This is a genomic window from Ferrovibrio sp., assembly GCF_036381655.1.
In the GTDB taxonomy this organism is placed as follows: Bacteria; Pseudomonadota; Alphaproteobacteria; order Ferrovibrionales; family Ferrovibrionaceae; genus Ferrovibrio.
Map to the genome: position 1 here is coordinate 123,857 of NZ_DASVCJ010000065.1, position 19,569 is coordinate 143,425.

Consider the following 19,569-nt stretch of genomic DNA (forward strand, 5'->3'; position numbering starts at 1 on the left):
GGCCCTCGACCATCAGGCCGACAGCCCGCTCGTACGCCCGGCGGGCCACAGGGCGGGATTATCGTTGGCATACGACTGATTCGCGTGGGCCTGCTCCGCATAAGCGCGGGCGGCCCTTGCGGCAGGACCCGCCAGGCGGGCTTCCGGCGGCGATTCGGCACGGTCGGCTCCCCGGTCCGCTCCCGGGCCCGTTCCCTGGACCCTTCCTTGGACCGTTCCCTGGACCGCTCCCTCGCCGCCCGCGGCGGCTTCCGCCTGGGCCCGCGCTTCCTCCCGGATCTGCGCCAATGCCTGCAGCCGGAGCTGGGCCGCAGCCGCGGCCACCGCCCGGTCCTGGCCGGAGGGATCGGCCGGCGCCAGGGCAGCCGCGGCCACCTGGGCGGCCTTCTGCAGGGTCGCATGCGGATCCTTCTCCGGGCCGATATCGATCGGCACCTCGCCGCTGGTGGCGTAACGCTGGCCGTCGGGGCCGAGGGTGTAGCCGTAGGAAGGCGCACCGGCATATTGGCCGCCCACGGCGGCATGGGCGCGTTCATGCGCGCGCACCTTGGCGTCGATCTGCTTCAGCTTTGCGACCTGCTGCTTCTCCTCTTCGCTCAGTTCGCCGGGAGCCTTCGGCTTGCCATTCGCTGTATCGGCGTCGCTACCTTGCTGCTGCGCGGCCAGCAGCGTATTGCCATCGGCCAGCGGCGCAGACGGCAACGCCCGCTGCTCGGCCTTCTTCTGCTGCTTGTCGAGCGGTGAAACAGGCTGGCCGGACCCGCCGAAGACCTTGAGGCCGGGAAAGCCGCTCTCCGGTGCCGCCCTGCGCGTGAAGGCAGCGTTGCCAAGGCCGGCGGACTGCCCGGCGGAGGAAAGCGTTAACCCATCGCTCATATGCATATTGTCCAAGGGAATTGTATGCTGCTCAAGCGGTTTTATAGGCACAGGAGTCTTTCTCGTTGAAATCGTCCTGGGATGATTTAGGCTGGTACAAAATAACAACCGGCAAGAAATGCTCGATCTCCTGCGCAATCTGATTGGCAAGGCCGGCGGCAAGGACCGACGCGAACTGAACTCAATCAGCGCCATCAATCAACGCATCTTCGACACCTCGCTCGACCTCATCCTGGTGGTCGACCGCAAGGGCACGTTCATCCGGGTCAGCCCCAGCTCTTTGGCCATTGTCGGCTATGCGCCGGAGGAGATGATCGGCCGCAGCGCAGCGGACTTCATTCACGCCGACGATCTCGATAAGACGCGCACCGAGATGCGCCTGGCGCGCCGCGGCCGGGTGATGCGCCATTTCGACTGCCGCTACATGCACCGCGATGGCCACGCTGTGCCGCTGGCCTGGACCGGCGTGTGGTCGGAGCCCGAGCAGCAGCATTTCTTCATCGGCCGCGACATGACCGAGCGCATCGCCCAGGAAGAGCGGCTGCACCGTTCGCAGCGGCTGGAAGCAATCGGCCAGTTGACCGGCGGCATCGCCCATGACTTCAACAACCTTCTGGCGGTGGTGATCGGCAATCTGGACATGATGGAAGGCCGCCTGGAGCACGATCCGGAATTGGCGGAATACGCAAACAGCGCTTTGCAGGCGGCGCTGCGCGGAGCGGAACTGACCCGGCAATTACTGGCCTTTGCCCGTCGCCAGTCGCTCAACGCCATGGTCTTCGACGTCAACGCCAGGGTGACCGGCACGATAGACCTGTTGCGCCGGACCTTGGGCGAGCGGATCACTGTCGCCACGGCGCTGGCGCCCGATCTCTGGCCGGCCCTGGCCGATCCCGGTCAATTCGAGGCTGCCCTGGTCAACCTTGCGATCAATGCGCGCGATGCCATGCGCGATGGCGGCCGGCTGACCATCGAGACCGAGAACAAGGTACTGGACGGAGACTATGCCAGGCTCAATGACGTCGCTCCCGGCTACTATGTCATGCTTGCCGTCTCCGATACCGGCACCGGCATGGCGCCCGAGACGCTGGCGCATGTGTTCGAGCCGTTTTTCACCACCAAGCCGACCGGTGAAGGCACCGGACTGGGCCTGAGCATGGTCTACGGCTTCATCCGGCAATCCAACGGCCACATCAAGATCTATAGCGAGCTTGCCCGCGGCACCACCGTGCGGCTTTATCTGCCGCGCGCCGAAAATGCCAACGCAACGGCGGAAGCCGCACCGTCCGCGCTGCCTGCCGCAAAAGGCGGCGAACGGATTCTGGTGGTGGAGGATAATCCGGAGGTGCGCAAGGTGGTCGTCTCGCAGCTCGACGAACTCGGCTACGACGTCGTCGAGATGGAGAATGGCGATACCGCGCTCGACTACCTGCGCCTGGGCGATGCCGTCGACCTCCTGTTCACCGACGTGGTGATGCCGGGCGCCTTGAACGGCGACGAACTCGCCCGCGCCGCGCGCAGCCTGCGGCCGGGGCTGAAGGTGCTGCTGACATCGGGCTTTGCCAAGGCTTCGATCCAGGAAGGCGCGCGCTCGGACGTCTTCGAGCATTTCCTCGCCAAGCCCTACCGCAAGGCCGACCTCGCGGCGGCTTTGCGTGCCGCGCTGGACGCGGAGTGACAAGGACTTCTCATCGCTTCCCGTCACTCCCGCTTTCGCCGGAGTGACGGGGGAGAGATTCGCTACCGCCCGGCGACGCGGAGCCGGTTGTCAATATCCTTCACACCGTAACAGTCGTCGACGATATCCTCGATCCGACGCTTCACGCGCCGGCTTTCGACCGTGCCCTCCAGCGTGACGATGCCTTCGTTGCATTGGATCTCGACATCGCTGGGATCGATGTCCGGCGCGTCGGTCAGGCGCTCGCAGATTTCCTCGCGCAGCCGCTCGTCGGAGCGCTGATAGCCTTTCGGCGCCCGGCCACGATAGCGCCCCGGATAGCGTTCCTGCGCGCCGTGAAGATCGCCGCCATGCTGGCCGCCCATGCTGTACTGGTGACCGCCCATGCCATAATGCCCGCCGCCGCCAAAGCGGCTGCGCGGTTCACCGCCATAGGGCGAGGACGGCCGCTCCCGATCGCGATCGACGAGCGCGCGGTTGACATCGTCGTGGTAGTAATTTTCGCCGCTGCCCTGCCAGCCGCTGCCGCCCATCTGGCGATAGGCCCGTCCGGTGCCCGCCTCACCCGATTGCGGCCAATCGCCGGCGGCATATTCGCGGCCATAGCCCAGGCCGGCGCCACTTTCACCACGGCCGTAGGAGCGGCCGAAACGGCCGGATTCCTCGGTTCCCGTGTCGCCCCGCTCGCCGTATCGCCGCGTAAGCTGATCCGGCGCACCGCTTTGCTCTTCGCGCGCCGTGGCCGGGCTGGTGCGAGCCTCGCGCGCCTGAGCCCCACGCGCCTGAGCCTCCCGCGCCTGGGCCTCGCGGGCCTGGGCCTCGCGGGCCTGGGCTTCGCGGGCCTGGGCTTCGCGGGCCTGGGCTTCGCGGGCTTCTTCCTCGGAAAGCCGCAACCGGCGGAACTCGGGCTCGCGCTCACCGCGCGGCCACGCGCCCTGCGGCTCTGGGGCGCCGCTTTGCTTGCGTTGATCCTTGGACAAAAACCTTGGCGCCATATCGCCCTCTCCTTGCTGACACTGCCGGATAAAACTCCCGGTGAGCGATATGGAACGTTGCGCGGCAGCGATGGTTCCCGCTGGAAATGTCAGCCTGCGTCAATGCACCGCAGCGACGGAGAAGGCGCGTCAATCCGGGCCGGCGATGCCGGCTGTTTTGAGCGCTGCCTTCTGTCGGCGCATCAGCGCCCTGATGTCGAAGCCCTCGATCAGATCGTGGAACAGGCGATGCCAGTTGATCTCCGCCTTCAGGTGCAAGAACACGCCGCCCAGTCCAATCGCAGCGCGATCCATGAAGACGAATTCGCGCGGCGGCGTCACCCCGCCATGCTGACGCAATTGCCGATGCACCTGTTCGGCGACCTCGCGGCCGTACAGCCCGGTCGCCTCCATCTCCTGGATACGGCGCGGGCGGTCTTCCAGAAGCGGCGCATAGACGAATTCGGCCCAGAGGTTGAGCGTGTCGATCACCTCGTTGCTCAGGCCCTTGAAGCCCCAGGTTTCATAGGCGTGCACGGCAAGATCGCGGTCCTGCGTCGAGATCGCGCGATAGAGATCGATCACGCCTCCGACGAATTTCGGCGCAAAGATGCGGATGCAGCCGAAATCCAGCAGGTTGATGTCGAAATCCTCGCGTACCGTGTAATTGCCGAGATGCGGGTCGCCGTGAATCACGCCGCATTGGTAGAACGGCACGTACCAGGCGCGGAACAGGTTGTAGGCTATCTTATTGCGCGTCTCCTGCGGCGCATCCCTGAATTCCAGAAGCGGCCGCCCCTCCAGCCAGGTCATAGTGAGCAGCCGCTTGGTCGTCAGCTCCGGCAGCACGTCCGGCACATGGACATGCTTCTCGTCCTTCAGCATCGCCGAATAGAGCCGCATATGGCGGCTCTCGCGTTCGTAATCGAGTTCCTCGCGCAGCCTTGCGGCAATCTCCGCATGGATGTGCCTGGTGTCGATCGCCGGATCGTAACGGCCGTAGATGGCGAAGATCAGCCTGAGCTGCTGCAGGTCCGCTTCCACGGCGGAGGACATGTTCGGATATTGCAGCTTCACGGCCAAGGCACGGCCGTCCTTCGCCACGGCGCGATGCACCTGGCCGAGGCTTGCCGCTGCGGCGGCGGCAAGCTCGAAGGACTTGTACTTGCCCTGCCAGCCCGCGCCGAGCTCGGCAGTCATGCGGCGCTTCACGAAGGCCTGCCCCATTGCCGGCGCGTTGGCCTGCAACTGCGCCAGTTCCTGCACATATTCCTTCGGCAGCGCATCCGGGATGGTGGTCATGATCTGCGCCACCTTCATCAGCGGGCCTTTCAGTCCGCCGAGGGCAGTGCGCAGTTCCGCCGCGTGCTGCGCGCGGTTTACCTTGACGCCGAAGACGCGTTCGGCGCCGAGCCGCGCCGCCAGGCCGCCGACGGAGGCGCCGACCTTGGCATAGCGCCGGGCACGGCCGATGACGCTGTCCTCTTCAGGCATGATCAGCCAAGCCGTTCCAGCTCATCGATGAACCCTTCGATCACGCCCAGACCCTTCGACCAGAAGGCCGGATCGGAGGCGTCGAGACCGAAGGGCGCCAGCAGTTCCTTATGCCGCAAGGTGCCGCCGGCCTTGAGCATGGCAAAATACTTCTCCTGAAATCCCTGCTCTGCATCCTGATAGCGCGCATAGAGCGCATTCACCAGGCAATCGCCGAAGGCATAGGCGTAGACGTAGAACGGCGAATGGATGAAATGCGGAATGTAGCACCAGAAGGTGCTGTAATCCTCGTCGAACTTCAGTGCCGGGCCGAGGCTTTCCTTCTGCACGCCGAGCCAGATCTCGCCCAGACGGTCCGGCGTCAGCTCGCCCTCGCGCCGCGCGGCATGCACCTGGCGCTCGAACTTGAAAAAGGCGATCTGGCGCACGACGGTGTTCAGCATGTCCTCGACCTTGGAGGCCAGCATGATCTTGCGGCGCTCCGGACCTGCCTGATCGAGCAGGGCGCGGAAGGTCAGCTGCTCGCCGAAGACCGAGGCGGTTTCCGCCAGGGTGAGCGGCGTATCCGCCATCAGCGGGCCCTGCTCGGCCGCCAGCAATTGATGCACGCCATGTCCCAGTTCATGCGCGAGCGTCATCACGTCGCGCGTGCGGCCCTGGTAGTTCAGCAAGAGATACGGATGCGCGCTCGGCACCGTCGGATGGGCGAAAGCGCCCGAGGCCTTGCCCGGCCGCGCCGGCGCGTCGATCCAGGCATTATCGAAGAACCGGCGACCGAGATCGGCCAATTGCGGCGAAAACCGGCCATAGGCTTGCAGCACGATGTCGCGCGCCTCGTCCCAGCCGATCAGGCGGTCATGGTCTTCCGGCAGCGGCGCATTGCGGTCCCACCAGGCCAGCTTCCCGGCGCCCATCCACTTTGCCTTCAGCTTGTAATAGCGGTGCGACAGTTGCGGGTAGGCGGCGGTGACCGCGTCGGTCAGCGCGTTGACCACTTCAGGCTCGACGCAATTGGACAGATGGCGATAGGCCTCCGGCGTCGGGTACTTGCGCCAGCGGTCTTCAACCTCCTTGTCCTTGGCCAGCGTATTCGTGATCAGCGCAAACAGGCGGATATTCTGGCGGAATACCTTGGCCAGCGACCTGGCCGCCATCTTGCGCGTTTTCGGATCCTTGTCGGACAGCTTGTGCAGCGCCTGCTCGGCGGTGAGCTGCTCCTTGCCGAAGGGGAAGCGCAGGCTCGCCATGGTCTCGTCGAACAGGCGGTTCCAGGCGGCGCGGCCGGCGACGGCCTTCTCGTGCAGCAGCCGCTCGATCTCGTCGCTGAGCTGATGCTCGCGGAACAGCCGCAGATCGCGCAGCCAGGGCCGGTAATGAGACAGCTTGGCCGACTCGGTGTATTTCCTTTCGAGGGCGGCCTCGTCGAGACGATTGAGTTCGAGCGTCAGGAACAGAAGCTTGGTGGTGACGTCGTTCAGCTTCTCCTGCATATCCTGGTAGAAGCCGGCAATTTCGGCATCGGCCATGTTGCCGGCGTAGGCCAGCGACGCATAGGACATCATCCGGCCGATCAGGTCGCTGATCTCTTCATATTCAACGATCGCCGCGCCGAGTTCGTCGCCCGAAAGATCGGCGATGCGGCCCTTGTATTGCAGCTCGAGCTTGCCGGCCCGCTCGTTCACGGCGGCGAGATCGCGCTTCAATTCGGCCGAGTCGAGGCCGGGATAAAGATCGTTCAGGTCCCAGACGGGCAGTCGGCCGAGATCGTTGGCGGCAGTCTCGGCGGCGGCGGGGGAAGCCATTCGTCACCTCTTCTTTGTAACGGCACCAATATATGGGAATTCGCCAGGCGTTTGACTACCCCGGGGCCCTGGTGGCCGGCAGGACGGCCGCGCAGTCAGCTGCACAGTCAGTCGAGCAGGAAATGGGCATGCGCCGCGGCGACCGGGCGCTCGGGATCGTCCTGCCAGGCTTCGGCACGCACGTTGGCGATGCGGCGGCCATGCTTGGTGACCACCGCACGGGCATAAGTCTCGACCGGCCGCGCCGAGCGCAGATAATCCACCGAGAGGTCGATGATCTTCGGGATGCTGTCGGTATCCGCCGCCCAGATCAGATGCACGATGGCAGCCGATTCCAGCAACGCGCCGACCACGCCGCCGTGCAAGGCAGGCAATTGCGCATTGCCGACCAGTTTGGGATCGGCAGGCAGCACGCAGACCGGGCCGCCTTCACCCTCGCGCACCGTCAGGCCCAGAAAGCGGAAATACGGCACCACCTGCATGAAGGCGCCGTAATCCCTGGCGGCACGCGCCTCGGCGATCAGCTTCTGCAGATCGATGCTCATGCGATATTGTCCGAAACCTTGCGGGGCAGCGGCGGCTTGGCGGAAGAGCCGATCATGAAGGCGCCGACGCAAGTGGCGACCAGATCGTCAGGCGCCTCCGGATGAAAGGCGCGCGCCCGGGCGAAGGCGATATGGCGGGTCAGCTTGTAGCATTCGGCGGTCGCATATAGCTCCTTCTGCGCCGATGCCGGCTTCAGGTAATCGATGCGCAAATCCAGCGTGGCGACCGCCTGCAGCCGCTGCAAGGCGGCAAACACCGCCATCCCGCAGACCGTATCGATCAGGCTGGTGACCGCGCCGCCGTGCAGAATGCCGGTCGTCGGGTCGCCGACAAGATCCGGGTTATACGGCAAGGCCAGCGTCGTCGCCTCGCGGCTGATCTTGACCACCTTGATGCCCAGCGCGCCGCAATGGGGGATGCCCTTCCGGACGATCGTCTCGACGAGTTTCGGGTCCACTCCTTCCGGATCGATGCGCGGCGACTCACTCACGGTTCAGACCTTGTGGTACTGACGATACCATTCCACGAAGCGCGGCACGCCGATATCGATCGGCGTCTTCGGTTCGAACCCGAGATCGTTCTTGATCGCATCGATATCGGCATAGGTGGCCCGCACGTCGCCCGGCTGCATCGGCAACATCTCCTTTTCGGCCTTCCTGCCGATGGCGTTCTCCAGCACCTCGATGAGACGCAGCAGCGGCTCGGGCTTGTTGTTGCCGATATTGTATAGGCGATAGGGCCGGCCCTGGGCATCCGGCCCCGGCGGATTGTCGAGCGTCTTGATCACGCCATCGACGATGTCGTCGATATAGGTGAAGTCGCGCTGCATATCGCCGTGATTGAAGACCTGGATCGGGCGGCCCTCGAAGATCGCCTTGGTGAAGATGTAGAGCGCCATGTCCGGCCGGCCCCAGGGGCCATAGACGGTGAAAAAGCGCAGGCCCGTCTGCGGGAAACGGAAAAGATGCGCATAGGCATGGCTGAGCAGCTCGTCCGACTTCTTGGTCGCGGCATAAAGCGACACCGGCGAATCGACGCGGTCCTCCACCGAAAACGGCAGCTTGGTGTTGCCGCCATAGACCGAGGAAGACGAGGCATAGACCAGATGCTCGCATTTCGGCAGATGCCGGGCGAGTTCCAGCATCACGGTATGGCCCAGCACATTGGCGCGGATATAGGCAAAAGGATTCACCAGCGAATAGCGCACGCCGGCCTGGGCGGCGAGATGGACGATGCGGCGGACATCCGCCCCGGCGGCGGCTTCCTTTACGGCATCCACATCGGCGATGTCGGCCTGGTACAATTTGAATCCCTTTCGACCCTGCAATTGTTCAAGTCGTGCGCGTTTGAGGGCAGGATCGTAATAATCGTTCAGATTATCGAGGCCGATCACCTCGTCGCCGCGCGCCAGCAGCACTTGCGCGACATGAAAGCCGATGAAGCCGGCAGCGCCGGTAAGTAAAATTGCCATCTGTTCCGGAGAATGTGCCGTTGACGTGGTCGGGTGACTAGCCTTTGCTATCTACCAGAACCAACTGAAACAGCAACCGGCGGCGAGGCCAGTGACCGTTCGGGAATTTCACTCGACTCTCGCATCCGGCGCTCTATAATTAGGTCAGTATTGCTTACCTATTTTCGGTAAGCGGGAGGAGAACCGGGATGCTGGCGAATGTAACGCTGGACGACAAATACACCCTAGAACGCGGCCGTGTTTTTCTGACCGGCACCCAGGCTCTGGTCCGGTTGCCGATGCTGCAGCGGAAACGCGATCTTGCCGCCGGCCTGAATACCGCCTGCTTCATATCCGGCTATCGCGGATCGCCGCTGGGCATGTTCGACCAGCAACTCTGGCGCGCCCGCAAATTTCTCAAAGAGAACCACATCCATTTTCAGCCTGGCGTGAATGAGGACCTCGCCGCCACCGCGGTCTGGGGCAGCCAGCAGCTCAATCTCTTCCCGCAGGCGAAATACGACGGCGTCTTTGCCATTTGGTATGGCAAGGGCCCGGGCGTCGACCGTTCCATGGACGTCTTCAAGCACGGCAATTCCGCCGGCAGTTCGAAGCATGGCGGCGTGCTGGTGCTGTGCGGCGACGATCACGGCGCCGCCTCCTCCACCGTGGCGCATCAGTCCGAGCACATGATGATGGCCGCGATGATGCCGATGCTCAATCCGGCCTCGGTCCAGGAATTTCTCGATTACGGCCTGCTCGGCTGGGCGATGTCGCGCTATGCCGGCGTCTGGGTCGGCTTCAAATGCCAGACCGAGACGGTGGAAAGCTCGGCCAGCGTCTCGATCGACCCGGACCGGCTGCAAATCGTGCTGCCGCAGGATTACCAGCTGCCCGAAGGCGGGCTCAATATCCGCTGGCCCGACGCCATCCTCGAGCAGGAGCTGCGCGTGCAGCGCGACAAGGGCTATGCCGCCTTGGCCTTTGCCCGCGCCAACAAGATCGACCGCGTCGTCATCGACAGCCCGAAGCCGAGGCTTGGCATCATCACCACGGGCAAGTCCTATCTGGATGTCCGCCAGGCGATGGACGATCTCGGCATCACCGAAGCGATGGCCGCCGATCTCGGCATCCGGCTCTACAAGGTCGGCATGGTCTGGCCGCTGGAGCGCGAGGGAGCGCGGCACTTTGCCGAAGGCCTCGAAGAGGTCCTGGTCGTAGAAGAGAAGCGCGCCGTCATCGAGAACCAGCTCAAGGAACAGCTTTACAACTGGCGCGAAGACGTGCGCCCGCGTGTCGTCGGCAAGTTCGACGAGAATGGCGAATGGCTGCTGCCGTCGGCCGGAGAACTCTCGCCGGGCATGGTCGCCAAGGCGATCTACAAACGCATCAGGAAGTTCCACACCAACCCGCGCATCGAAGAGCGCATCGCCTTCCTGGAACAGCAGGAGCGCGAACGCAACGCTGGCGCCGGCGGCACCAAGACCGCCCGCATCCCATATTTCTGCTCGGGCTGCCCGCACAACACGTCCACCCGGGTGCCGGAAGGCAGCCGCGCCGTGGCCGGCATCGGCTGCCATTTCATGGCCGTGTGGATGGACCGCTCGACCGCGACCTTCACCCAGATGGGCGGCGAGGGCGTGCCCTGGATCGGCCAGGCGCCGTTCACCGACGAGAAGCACATCTTCGCCAACCTCGGCGACGGCACCTATTTCCATTCCGGTCTGCTGGCGATCCGTGCCGCGGTCGCCGCCAAGGCCAACATCACCTACAAGATCCTTTACAACGACGCGGTCGCCATGACAGGCGGCCAGCCGCATGACGGCCAGTTGGCGCCGCCGCAGATCAGCCGTCAGGTTTACGGCGAGGGCGTGCAGAAGATCGTCGTCGTCACCGACGAGCCGGAGAAATACCCCTCCGACACCGAATGGGCGCCGGGGGTGACCATCCGCCACCGCGACGAACTCGATGCCGTGCAGAAGGAACTGCGCGAGATCGAGGGCGTCACGGTGCTGATCTACGATCAGACCTGTGCCGCCGAGAAGCGCCGCCGCCGCAAGCGCGGCACCTTCCCGGACCCGCAGAAGCGCGTCTTCATCAATGACGAGGTCTGCGAGGGCTGCGGCGATTGCTCGGTACAGTCGAACTGCGTCTCGGTCGAGCCGCTGGAGACCGAACTCGGCCGCAAGCGCAAGATCAACCAATCCTCGTGCAACAAGGACTTCTCCTGCGTCAAAGGCTTCTGCCCCAGCTTCGTGTCCGTCCATGGCGGCAAGGTCAGGCGCGCCAAGGTCAAGCTGCATCAGGGACCGAACGAGGACGACATCGCCGAGCTGTTCGCCGGCCTGAAGGCGCCGGAGACTCCGGCGCTGGATCAGCCCTACAACATTCTGATCACCGGCATCGGCGGCACCGGCGTCGTCACCATCGGGCAGATTCTCGGCATGGCCGCGCATGTGCAGGGCTACGGCACCAGCGTGCTGGACTTCACCGGCCTGGCGCAGAAGAACGGCGCGGTGCTGAGCCACGTGCGCATCGCCAGGAACCCCGACGATATCCACGCCGTGCGCATCGCCGCCGGCGGCGCTGATCTGGTGCTGGGCTGCGACATGGTGGTGGCGGCCGGCGATCAGGCGCTGGAGAAGATGCATCGCGGCGCAACCCGCGCCATCATCAACACGCATCTGACGCCCACCGCGGCCTTCACACTGAACCCGAACATCAAGTTCGACGACAACGAGATGGTACAGGCGATCCGCAAGGCGGCCGGCGAGAATCTCGCTGAATTCCTCGAGGGCACCAAGATCGCCACTGCGCTGATGGGCGACGCCATCGCCACCAACATGTTCATGCTCGGCTATGCGGTGCAGCGCGGTCTGATCCCGGTCTCGCTCGAGGCCCTGCTCAAGGCCATCGAGCTGAACGGAACCGCGATCGATGCCAATATCCGCGCGCTGAACTGGGGCCGGCTCTACGCTCAGGACGCGAAGGCCGTGGAAGAGATCGTGCGGCCGACCGTGGTGGCGATGGAGCCGAAGAGCTTCGCGCAGGGCGTCGATGAACTGCTCGCCGACCGCGCGGCGCGCCTGGTTGCCTACCAGAACCGCGCTTATGCCGAGCGCTACAAGACCCTGGTCGAAACAGCGCGCCAGGCCGAGGCCGCCAAGGCCAAGGGCATGACCGGCTTTGCCGAGGCCGTCGCGCGTTATGCCTACAAGCTGATGGCCTATAAGGACGAGTATGAAGTTGCGCGGCTGTATACCGACGGCAATTTCCTGAAGAAGCTGAATGCGCAGTTCGAGGGCGACTTCTCGCTGACCTTCCATCTGGCGCCGCCGATCATCGCCCATCCCGACCCGGAAACCGGCGTGGCCGAGAAGCGGGAATTCGGCCCCTGGGTCTTCCGCGCCTTCAAGCTGCTGGCGAAGATGAAAGGCCTGCGCGGCACGGTATTCGACATCTTCGGCCGCACCGAGGAGCGCCGGCTGGAGCGCAAGCTGATCGAGGAATATTTCTCTCTCATCGAGGAGCTCTCGGCCAAGCTCACGTCCGAGAACCATGCGCTGGCGGTGCAACTCGCCCGCATCCCGGACGAGATCCGCGGCTTCGGCCATATCAAGATGCGCAACATCAAGGCGGCGCAGGCCAAGCGCGACAAGCTGCTGGCCGCCTTTCGCGCCCCCTCGTCGCCGCTGGCGACGGCGGCGGAGTAGATACGGCTCGCGAACCGGCCACGCGCGGCCCTGGAAAACGGTTCTCGGCCGCGGATCAGATGACGAAAAGATGCCCCGGCCCAGCCCGGGCATCTTTTTTTTGAAGGGGACATGCGCCTCACCTCGCGGCATGCCGTTGCGGCATTACCAAGAAGGTCATTGCCAGATCGCCGCTCTCATGCCGAGATAGGCGCATGAATGCCGAAGCCCCTCCCGACCACATCGCGCCTGAGCGCATCCGCCTGCATCGCGCGGATGGCACCAGCTTCGCGCTGCTGCTGTTTCCGGCAGGCGATCCGCACGCGCCGGCGATCCTGGTCGAGCCGGCGATGGGCGTGAAAGCCGGCTATTACCGGCCGCTGGCGCAGGCCCTGCTCGAGGCCGGCTGCAACGTCGCCGTCGCCGAGTTGCGCGGCCATGAGGAAGGCGGCGGGCGCAAGCCGGGCTGGAGCTACGATTTCGGCTATCATCATATGCTCACCGAGGATTGGCCTTTGGCGGTGCAAGCCGTGCAGGCGCGCTTTCCAGAAGCGCCCTTCTATCTGCTCGGCCATAGCCTCGGCGGCCAGATCAGCAGCCTCTATGCCGCGCATCATCCGGAGCAGCTAGCCGGGCTGATGCTGATCGCGGTCAGCTCGGTGCATTGGCGGCTCTGGTCCTGGCCGTTTCTGCTCTACAGCCAGCTCACCGTGCCGGTCAGCCATCTGGTCGGCCATTTTCCGGGCCGCTACTTCCGTTTCGCCGGCCGCGAGGCGCGCAGCGTGATCCGCGACTGGGCGCGGCAGGCGCGCACCGGCCGTTTCTACTTCGGCAAGCCGCGCATCGATCACGATGCAAAGCTCAGGACACTGGCCATTCCGGTGCTGGCGATCTCGCTGGAAGGCGATTTCTTTGCGCCGCGCAAGGCGATGGATGGAATCCTGAATAAATTTCCCAAGGCGCAGCTGACGCGTCATCATCTCGGCCCCAAGGCGATGGGTTTCGAGGGCATCGACCATTTCCGCTGGGTCCGCAGGCCGCAGGTCGTATTGCCGGCAATAACGGAATGGCTGGCTCTACGGCGCCGCCATGCCCGCGCCTGACGCGGGCGATCCATGTTCATGTCAGCCTTTATTGTCGTCCCCGCGGGAGCGGGAGCCGAGGGCCTCACCCGCCCTCGTAGCATTTGACGATGGTGCGCTCGCCGCTGTCGCTGTTCTTGTCGGGCACGCGGCGGATTTCCATCGTGCCGCCGCTTTTCAGCCGGCATTCGCCCAGCGGCACCCAGGTGGAGCGCAAGGTGACGATGATACGGTCATTCGGCGCCAGCGGCGTCGGCGCGCAATAGCGCATCACCTCGCGCGGCTTCACGCCGACCGTGCTGCGCGTGCCATTGTCGTTGCGCTGGATCGTCACCGGCCAGTTGAAGGTAGTCAGGTTCGCCACCGAAATGCAGGCCGGCCGGTCGGCGGCGAAAATGCGGCTGCTCGCCTGCGCCGATGCTCCGCCCGACAGGGCGCAGAGCAGCGCGGCCACGATCGGGATGTGGCCGCGCATGGCTGGTTACTCGGCAGCCTCGGCGTCGGCGGCGCCGTGGCCGACGGTCATGCCGAGCGCTTCCATATAGACCTCGAGCAGGCTTTCCTGTTCGGCCAGTTCGGCGCGATCCAGTTTGCGCAGCTTGATCACCTGACGGAGAATCTTGGTATCGAAGCCATGCGCCTTGGCTTCGGCATAGACCTCGCGGATGTCGTCGGCGAGCGCCTTCTTCTCCTCTTCCAGCCGCTCGATGCGGGCGACGATCTGATTCAACTGGTCGGCGGAGAAATTGCCGGAGATCAACTTGGTGGCCATAGACGGGACCTCGAGGAAGTGAGAACTGACTGGCGCGGATTATACCGGGCCGGGCCGCCCCTCCAACCGCCAAGACCGCTCAGGAGCCAGTTATCCACAGGAATGCGCCGCCCTGTGGGTAATCAATGCTGATGGGCTTTATGCGCCTCGGCAAAGGCCTTCTGCTGCTCCGGGGTGGCTTCTTTCTGGTATTTCTTCTGCCATTCCGGATACGGCATGCCATAGATGATCTCGCGCGCCGCCATCTTGTCGAGCGCGATGCCCTTCTCCTTCGCCGCGTCCTGATACCAGTTGCTCAGGCAGTTGCGGCAGAACCCGGCCAGGTTCATCAGATCGATATTCTGCACGTCGGTGCGGCCGCGCAGATGCTCGACCAGCCGGCGGAAGGCAGCGGCTTCCAATTCAGTGCGGGTCTTGTCGTCGATTGTCGGCGTGTCGCTCATGCCATCCTCCATCGTCGCATTCTGCTATTGCGGTATTGCGAAATTGACCGTCTCGGCGATCAACCAATCCACCACGGCCTTCAGCGCCGCGGGCTTGTCCATGCCAGCATGTAGCGCGTCGCGGTAGACTTGCAACTGGCGCTGCGCCGAGGTGCCGCGCTTCAGAATCCCTCGCGCGCGCTCGACCTCGGCCTGGCAGCCGAGCGCCTTGGCCTCGTCATGCGTCAGTTCGAGCAGTTCCTCCAGCAGATCGGCATAGGGCACCGCCTTGCCCTTGCCGAAATCGACCAGCCGGCCGGCGGCGCCATAGCGCTGCGCCAGCCAGCGGTTCTCGTCGATCAGGGTGTTGGCATAGACCCGCCAGCGCTGGTTCTTCTGCTTCAGCCGCAGCAGCGCCGCCAAAAGGCAGAGATAAAGCGCGGCCACGCTGATGCCGTCGTCCAGCCGCGTGCAGACATCGGTGATGCGCATCTCCAAGGTCGGATAGCGCGCCGAGGGGCGGATATCCCACCACAGCTTGGTGGCGTCTTCGATCAGCCCGGCCTGCATCAGCCGGTTCACCATGCGCTGATACTCGCCCCAGGATTCGAAGCGTTCCGGCAGCCCGGTGCGCGGCAGACTGTCGAAGACGGAAAGCCGATACGATTGCAGCCCGCTTTCCTCGCCCTGCCAGAAGGGCGACGACGTCGACAGCGCCAGCAGATGCGGCAGGAAGTAGCTCACCTGATTCATCAGGTCGATGCGCAGGTCTTCGTCGGGGATGCCGACATGCACATGCATGCCGCAGATGATCAGCCGCCGCGCCACGCCGGCTAGGTCCTTGGCCAGCCTGTCGTAGCGCTCCTTTTCGGTATGCCGCTGCTCGCTCCAGCGCGCGAAGGGATGCGTGCTCGCCGCGATCGGCGCCAGGCCGTGGCGGCCGGCAACGTCGGCAACCGCCTGCCGCAGCCGCACCAGGTCGGCGCGGGCCTCGGTGAGGTTGCCGCAGACCTTGGTCGAAACCTCGATCTGGCATTTGAGGAATTCGGGATTGATCTGTCCGCCGGCGAGGGCCTCGCATTCACCGAGCATCGCGTCCGGCGGCTCGACCGCCAGCGCGCCGCTGCCGGCTTCGACCAGCAGATGCTCTTCCTCGATCCCGATGGTGAAATCGCTTGCGCCGATCATGCCTCTACCCGAGCGCACTCTACCACGCGGCCTGAACCCTTGCAGCCGGCTGCCACAGGCCGGCCTCGGCTAGCATGCGGCGGAAACAGCGCTCCAGCCGCACGGCCCATTGCGCCGCGCCGGCCGCGTCGCTCACCAGATCCTGACGCACTTCGATCATGGCATGCGGCAGGCCGCGATCCTGGCCATGCGCGAAGATCGAAAAGCCCGAATGGGTGCGGCCGCTATAGGGCTCGTTGTCGCCGACCACCAGATCGCCCTCGTCGCGCAAAGCGCGCAGCAGCGGCGCCGCCAGACGGTCGTCACGGTCCCAGACCACGCCGATATGCCAGGGGCGGTCTGCCGGATTGATCCGCAGGCGCGGCGTGAAGCTGTGGATCGACAGCAGGGCCGGCACGCAGCCGCGCTGGCGCACCGTCTCCAGCATATTGTCGATGGCCGCGTGATAGGGCCAGAAATAGGTTTGCCGGCGGCGTTCCCGTTCGGCCTCATCGAGATTGCGGTTGCCCGGCACCGCAGTACCGTCACTGACCTCGCAGATCGAGGTCAGGTCATCCGGCCGGCGGTTGCAGTCGATCACCAGCCGCGAGACGCCCGACAGCACGGCCGGAGCATCGAGCGCTTCCGACAATCGCTCGCAGATCGCCGCCGTGCCGGGATCCCAGCCGATATGGCGGGAAAGTTCGTCCTCGCTCAGGCCGAGTTGCTTCAGCCTCGGCGGCACGCGGCAACTCGCGTGATCGCAGATCAGCACGATCGGCGCATGGCCCTGGGGATTGAGGACGCGAAAACTCGGAGGGTCGTCTTCCGTGGTCATGTCTGGGAATTGGCTCTGATATCGCGCGGCTCCGGAAACGGCCTCTCGAAAACAGCAGTATCGGGGCGTTCGGTCAGCGGCCGGGGCAGGTTTGCATCCAAGGGGCAGGCTGCATTAAAGTTGCAACGTCCTGGCCATCATAACCGAAATCGTCCCGTGCTGCACCATATCGCCATCATCGGCAGCGGTCCTTCCGGATTGTTCTGCGCCGATGCCCTGCTCCGCCAGCGTCCCGATCTCAAGATCGACGTCTTCGACCGGCTGCCGACGCCCTACGGCCTGATCCGCTTCGGCGTCGCCCCCGATCACCAGGGCACCAAGGCGGTGACCCGCCAGTTCGACCGTTTGTTCGGCGGCGGTTCCTTGCGGTTCATCGGCAATGTGGCGGTTGGCGCGGACCTGCCGCTGGGGCGGCTGAGCGAACATTACGATGCCGTCGTGCTGGCCCTGGGCGCCCATGCCGACCGCGCGCTCGGCATCCCCGGCGAGGACCTGCCCGGCCGCTACGGCTCGATGGCCTTCGTCGGCTGGTATAACGGCCATCCCGATTTCCGCCATCTCGACCCGCTGCTGGATGCGCCGGGCATCGCCGTGATCGGCATGGGCAATGTCGCGGTCGACATCGTGCGCGTGCTGGGCAAGACACCGGCTGAGATGACCGCCAGCGATCTATGCGTCCATGCCGCCGAAGTCATCGCCGCCGCGCCGGTCACCGATCTGTACATCATCGGCCGGCGCGGCCCGGCGGAGGCGAGTTTCACCAGCGCCGAACTGGCCGAACTCGGCCGGCTGGAGCGGGTGCGCCCCATCGTCGAGAAGGCCGATCTGCCGGACGGGCTGCCTTCAGGGATCGATCCGGCCGAGGCGAAGATCAAAGAGAAGAACCTGCAAATCCTGCACGACTTTGCCGCGCGCACGGATGACAGGCCGGTAAAACTGCATTTCCTCTTTCACAGCATCCCCGAAGCCGTGCTGGGCCAGAGCCGCGTCGAAGGCCTGAAGCTGAAGGGCCGCGCCGCGCCGCTTTCCGCCGGTACCGTGATCAGCGCCATCGGCTACCGCACGGCGGCAACCGGCGACCTGCCGCAGCCGAACCAGAACGGCATCATTCCGAATGACAACGGTCGGGTGGCGCCTGGATTATACGTCGTCGGCTGGGCCAAGCGCGGTCCGTCGGGCACCATCCCGACCAACCGTTTGGAAGCCAAATCCGTCGCCGACCGCATGCTGGCCGATTTCGCCGATGATACGGCGCCGGCCAAGTCCGGCAGCGCCGCGCTCGACACCTGGCTGCGCCAGCAGGGCCTCACGGTGATCGACTGGCCGGGCTGGAAGCGGATCGAGGCGGCGGAAATCGCTGCCGCCCGGCAGGGCAGCCCGCGCGAGAAGCTGGCCGACTGGGCCGGGCTGCGTCAGGCGGCCCTCCCGTCCGAAACCCAGCCGGCAGCACCCCGGGCCGGACAGCAGTGAGCCAGCCTGCATCACCATCGGCGCAGTTGCCGGTCTGGACAGTGCTGGCGGCGACGCTCGGCACGCAATCGCTGACCACGCTCTGCGCGCTGGCCCTTTCCGCCGTGGCCCCCGAGGCCGCCGCCGATCTCGGCATCGGCCCGGCCCTGATCGGGTATCAGGTCAGCCTGGTCTATACCGGCGCCGTGGTCTCCTCGCTGGCCGGCGGCGGTTTCATGCACCGGCTCGGCGCCACGCGGACCAGCCAGATCGCGCTCTGGCTCGCCGCGGCCGGCTGCCTGCTGTCCAGCACCGGCAGTCTGCCCGGGCTCGCCGGCGGCGCCTTCATCCTGGGCCTGGGATATGGTGGCACCAATCCTTCCGCCTCGCATCTGCTGGCGCGGGTGCGAAGTGGCGGTCATATGAATCTCATTTTCTCGATCAAGCAATGCGGCGTGCCGGTCGGCGGCATTCTCGCCGGCCTGCTGATCCCGCCGATCACGCTCGCCTTCAACTGGCGGGCCGGCATGCTGGTCTGCGCCGCTCTGGCCATCCTGGTCAGCATTACCCTGATGCCGGTCCGCGCCGCCTGGGACGCCGATCGCAGCGCGGACGCAAAACTGTTCATCTCGCCCTTTGCCGGCCTGCGGCTGATCTGGCGCCACCACATCCTGCGCTGGCTGGCGCTGTGTTCGTTCGCCTTTTCGGCCGTGCAACTCAGCCTGGTCAGCCTGCTGGTGACCTATCTGGTCACCGAGGTGAAGCTCGACCTGGTCGCCGCGGGCGGCCTGCTGGCGATCGCGCAGGTTGCGGGTGCAGCCGGCCGCCTTGGCTGGGGCTGGCTGGCGGACCGGCTGCGCTCAGGCTCGAAGGCGCTGATCTTCAACGGCCTGCTGGCGGCGGTGGCGGCCTTGGTCACCGCCTTGATCACGACCGACTGGCCCTGGCTGTGGATCGCTGCCGTCGTCGCCGTCTTCGGCTTCTGCGCCATCGGCTGGAACGGGGTGTTCATCGCCGTCATCGCCCGCCAGGCGCCGCATCACAGCATCGGTCTTGCGACCGGCGCGACGCTCAGCATCACCTTCGCCGGCGTCATCGTCGGCCCGTCGGGCTTCGCCTTCCTGCATGACAAGCTGGGCCTGTCCTATGCGGATGGCTATCTGCTGATGGCGGCGACCACCGTGATCGGCGTGCTCTGCATGGTGCGGGCGCGCAAGGGTATTCCACCGCGCTGACACGCAAGGGCATTCCGCCGCGCTGACGCGCAAGGGTATTCCACCGCGCTGACGCGCAGGGGCATTCCGCCGCGCTGACGCGCAGGGGATGC

The 19,569-nt window shown here is 65.2% G+C and carries 17 protein-coding genes; 5 read left to right on the top strand and 12 right to left on the bottom strand.

From position 1 onward, the window contains the following. Positions 1-12: 12 nt before the first annotated feature. Positions 13-876, bottom strand: a complete 864-nt coding sequence (locus tag VF194_RS14405) for a putative metalloprotease CJM1_0395 family protein (RefSeq protein WP_330891872.1) — start codon at positions 874-876, stop codon at positions 13-15. Positions 877-994: 118 nt separating this feature from the next. Here VF194_RS14405 and VF194_RS14410 point away from each other — a divergent pair, with 118 nt between their 5' ends. Continuing rightward, positions 995-2,554, top strand: a complete 1,560-nt coding sequence (locus VF194_RS14410; RefSeq protein ID WP_330891873.1) for an ATP-binding protein — start codon at positions 995-997, stop codon at positions 2,552-2,554. Between the two features lie 62 nt (positions 2,555-2,616). On the opposite strand, the gene VF194_RS14415 is transcribed toward VF194_RS14410, so the two are convergent. From VF194_RS14415 to VF194_RS14440, 6 genes are all read right to left on the bottom strand, one after another. Continuing rightward, positions 2,617-3,549 carry a BON domain-containing protein gene (locus VF194_RS14415; RefSeq protein WP_330891874.1) on the bottom strand — a complete coding sequence of 311 codons (933 nt, stop codon included), beginning with the start codon at positions 3,547-3,549 and terminating at the stop codon, positions 2,617-2,619. A gap of 129 nt (positions 3,550-3,678) precedes the next feature. Then, positions 3,679-5,022, bottom strand: a complete 1,344-nt coding sequence (locus VF194_RS14420; RefSeq protein WP_330891875.1) for an AarF/ABC1/UbiB kinase family protein — start codon at positions 5,020-5,022, stop codon at positions 3,679-3,681. Between the two features lie 2 nt (positions 5,023-5,024). Further along, on the bottom strand, positions 5,025-6,824 hold the full coding sequence (locus tag VF194_RS14425) for a M3 family oligoendopeptidase (protein WP_330891876.1): 1,800 nt from the start codon (positions 6,822-6,824) through the stop codon (positions 5,025-5,027). Positions 6,825-6,931: 107 nt separating this feature from the next. Next, positions 6,932-7,369 (bottom strand): PaaI family thioesterase, encoded by a 438-nt coding sequence (locus VF194_RS14430; protein WP_330891877.1) that lies wholly within the window; start codon positions 7,367-7,369, stop codon positions 6,932-6,934. Then, the gene (locus VF194_RS14435) at positions 7,366-7,860 is read right to left on the bottom strand and encodes a PaaI family thioesterase (RefSeq protein ID WP_330891878.1); all 495 of its coding nucleotides are present in this window, start codon (positions 7,858-7,860) and stop codon (positions 7,366-7,368) included. Before VF194_RS14435 ends, VF194_RS14430 begins: the two co-directional genes overlap by 4 nt. Before the next feature lie 3 nt (positions 7,861-7,863). Next, complete coding sequence (locus VF194_RS14440; RefSeq protein WP_330891879.1) at positions 7,864-8,841, bottom strand: NAD-dependent epimerase/dehydratase family protein; 978 nt, start codon at positions 8,839-8,841, stop codon at positions 7,864-7,866. A gap of 188 nt (positions 8,842-9,029) precedes the next feature. Here VF194_RS14440 and VF194_RS14445 point away from each other — a divergent pair, with 188 nt between their 5' ends. Both VF194_RS14445 and VF194_RS14450 read left to right on the top strand, forming a co-directional pair. Further along, positions 9,030-12,533 carry an indolepyruvate ferredoxin oxidoreductase family protein gene (locus VF194_RS14445; RefSeq protein WP_330891880.1) on the top strand — a complete coding sequence of 1,168 codons (3,504 nt, stop codon included), beginning with the start codon at positions 9,030-9,032 and terminating at the stop codon, positions 12,531-12,533. A 194-nt stretch (positions 12,534-12,727) separates the two neighbouring features. Continuing rightward, on the top strand, positions 12,728-13,615 hold the full coding sequence (locus VF194_RS14450) for an alpha/beta fold hydrolase (protein ID WP_330891881.1): 888 nt from the start codon (positions 12,728-12,730) through the stop codon (positions 13,613-13,615). A gap of 64 nt (positions 13,616-13,679) precedes the next feature. On the opposite strand, the gene VF194_RS14455 is transcribed toward VF194_RS14450, so the two are convergent. The 5 genes from VF194_RS14455 to VF194_RS14475 form a co-directional block, all read right to left on the bottom strand. Beyond that, positions 13,680-14,069: a hypothetical protein gene (locus VF194_RS14455; protein WP_330891882.1), complete on the bottom strand. Its 390-nt coding sequence runs from the start codon at positions 14,067-14,069 to the stop codon at positions 13,680-13,682. Between the two features lie 6 nt (positions 14,070-14,075). Beyond that, positions 14,076-14,366, bottom strand: a complete 291-nt coding sequence (locus tag VF194_RS14460; RefSeq protein ID WP_330891883.1) for a DUF2312 domain-containing protein — start codon at positions 14,364-14,366, stop codon at positions 14,076-14,078. 122 nt (positions 14,367-14,488) lie between these two features. Further along, complete coding sequence (locus tag VF194_RS14465; RefSeq protein WP_414656111.1) at positions 14,489-14,791, bottom strand: DUF1244 domain-containing protein; 303 nt, start codon at positions 14,789-14,791, stop codon at positions 14,489-14,491. A gap of 42 nt (positions 14,792-14,833) precedes the next feature. After that, a complete protein-coding gene (locus VF194_RS14470) occupies positions 14,834-15,976 on the bottom strand; it encodes a carboxylate-amine ligase (RefSeq protein ID WP_330891885.1) in 1,143 nt (380 codons plus the stop codon). A 19-nt stretch (positions 15,977-15,995) separates the two neighbouring features. After that, on the bottom strand, positions 15,996-16,793 hold the full coding sequence (locus VF194_RS14475) for an N-formylglutamate amidohydrolase (protein WP_330891886.1): 798 nt from the start codon (positions 16,791-16,793) through the stop codon (positions 15,996-15,998). 156 nt (positions 16,794-16,949) lie between these two features. Here VF194_RS14475 and VF194_RS14480 point away from each other — a divergent pair, with 156 nt between their 5' ends. Together VF194_RS14480 and VF194_RS14485 are read left to right on the top strand one after the other, a co-directional pair. Further along, the gene (locus tag VF194_RS14480; RefSeq protein ID WP_330891887.1) at positions 16,950-18,263 is read left to right on the top strand and encodes an NAD(P)-binding protein; all 1,314 of its coding nucleotides are present in this window, start codon (positions 16,950-16,952) and stop codon (positions 18,261-18,263) included. Then, positions 18,260-19,477: an MFS transporter gene (locus VF194_RS14485; RefSeq protein ID WP_330891888.1), complete on the top strand. Its 1,218-nt coding sequence runs from the start codon at positions 18,260-18,262 to the stop codon at positions 19,475-19,477. The genes VF194_RS14480 and VF194_RS14485 overlap by 4 nt, the downstream gene beginning before the upstream one ends. The last annotated feature ends 92 nt before the right edge of the window (positions 19,478-19,569 follow it).

Excerpts from the sequence above, each read along its gene's own strand:
- VF194_RS14405 (WP_330891872.1), bottom strand. The coding sequence starts at position 876 with ATGAGCGATGGGTTAACGCTTTCCTCCGCCGGGCAGTCCGCCGGCCTT.
- VF194_RS14410 (WP_330891873.1), top strand. The coding sequence starts at position 995 with ATGCTCGATCTCCTGCGCAATCTGATTGGCAAGGCCGGCGGCAAGGAC.
- VF194_RS14415 (WP_330891874.1), bottom strand. The coding sequence starts at position 3,549 with ATGGCGCCAAGGTTTTTGTCCAAGGATCAACGCAAGCAAAGCGGCGCC.
- VF194_RS14420 (WP_330891875.1), bottom strand. The coding sequence starts at position 5,022 with ATGCCTGAAGAGGACAGCGTCATCGGCCGTGCCCGGCGCTATGCCAAG.
- VF194_RS14425 (WP_330891876.1), bottom strand. The coding sequence starts at position 6,824 with ATGGCTTCCCCCGCCGCCGCCGAGACTGCCGCCAACGATCTCGGCCGA.
- VF194_RS14430 (WP_330891877.1), bottom strand. The coding sequence starts at position 7,369 with ATGAGCATCGATCTGCAGAAGCTGATCGCCGAGGCGCGTGCCGCCAGG.
- VF194_RS14440 (WP_330891879.1), bottom strand. The coding sequence starts at position 8,841 with ATGGCAATTTTACTTACCGGCGCTGCCGGCTTCATCGGCTTTCATGTC.
- VF194_RS14445 (WP_330891880.1), top strand. The coding sequence starts at position 9,030 with ATGCTGGCGAATGTAACGCTGGACGACAAATACACCCTAGAACGCGGC.
- VF194_RS14450 (WP_330891881.1), top strand. The coding sequence starts at position 12,728 with ATGAATGCCGAAGCCCCTCCCGACCACATCGCGCCTGAGCGCATCCGC.
- VF194_RS14455 (WP_330891882.1), bottom strand. The coding sequence starts at position 14,069 with ATGCGCGGCCACATCCCGATCGTGGCCGCGCTGCTCTGCGCCCTGTCG.
- VF194_RS14460 (WP_330891883.1), bottom strand. The coding sequence starts at position 14,366 with ATGGCCACCAAGTTGATCTCCGGCAATTTCTCCGCCGACCAGTTGAAT.
- VF194_RS14470 (WP_330891885.1), bottom strand. The coding sequence starts at position 15,976 with ATGATCGGCGCAAGCGATTTCACCATCGGGATCGAGGAAGAGCATCTG.
- VF194_RS14475 (WP_330891886.1), bottom strand. The coding sequence starts at position 16,793 with ATGACCACGGAAGACGACCCTCCGAGTTTTCGCGTCCTCAATCCCCAG.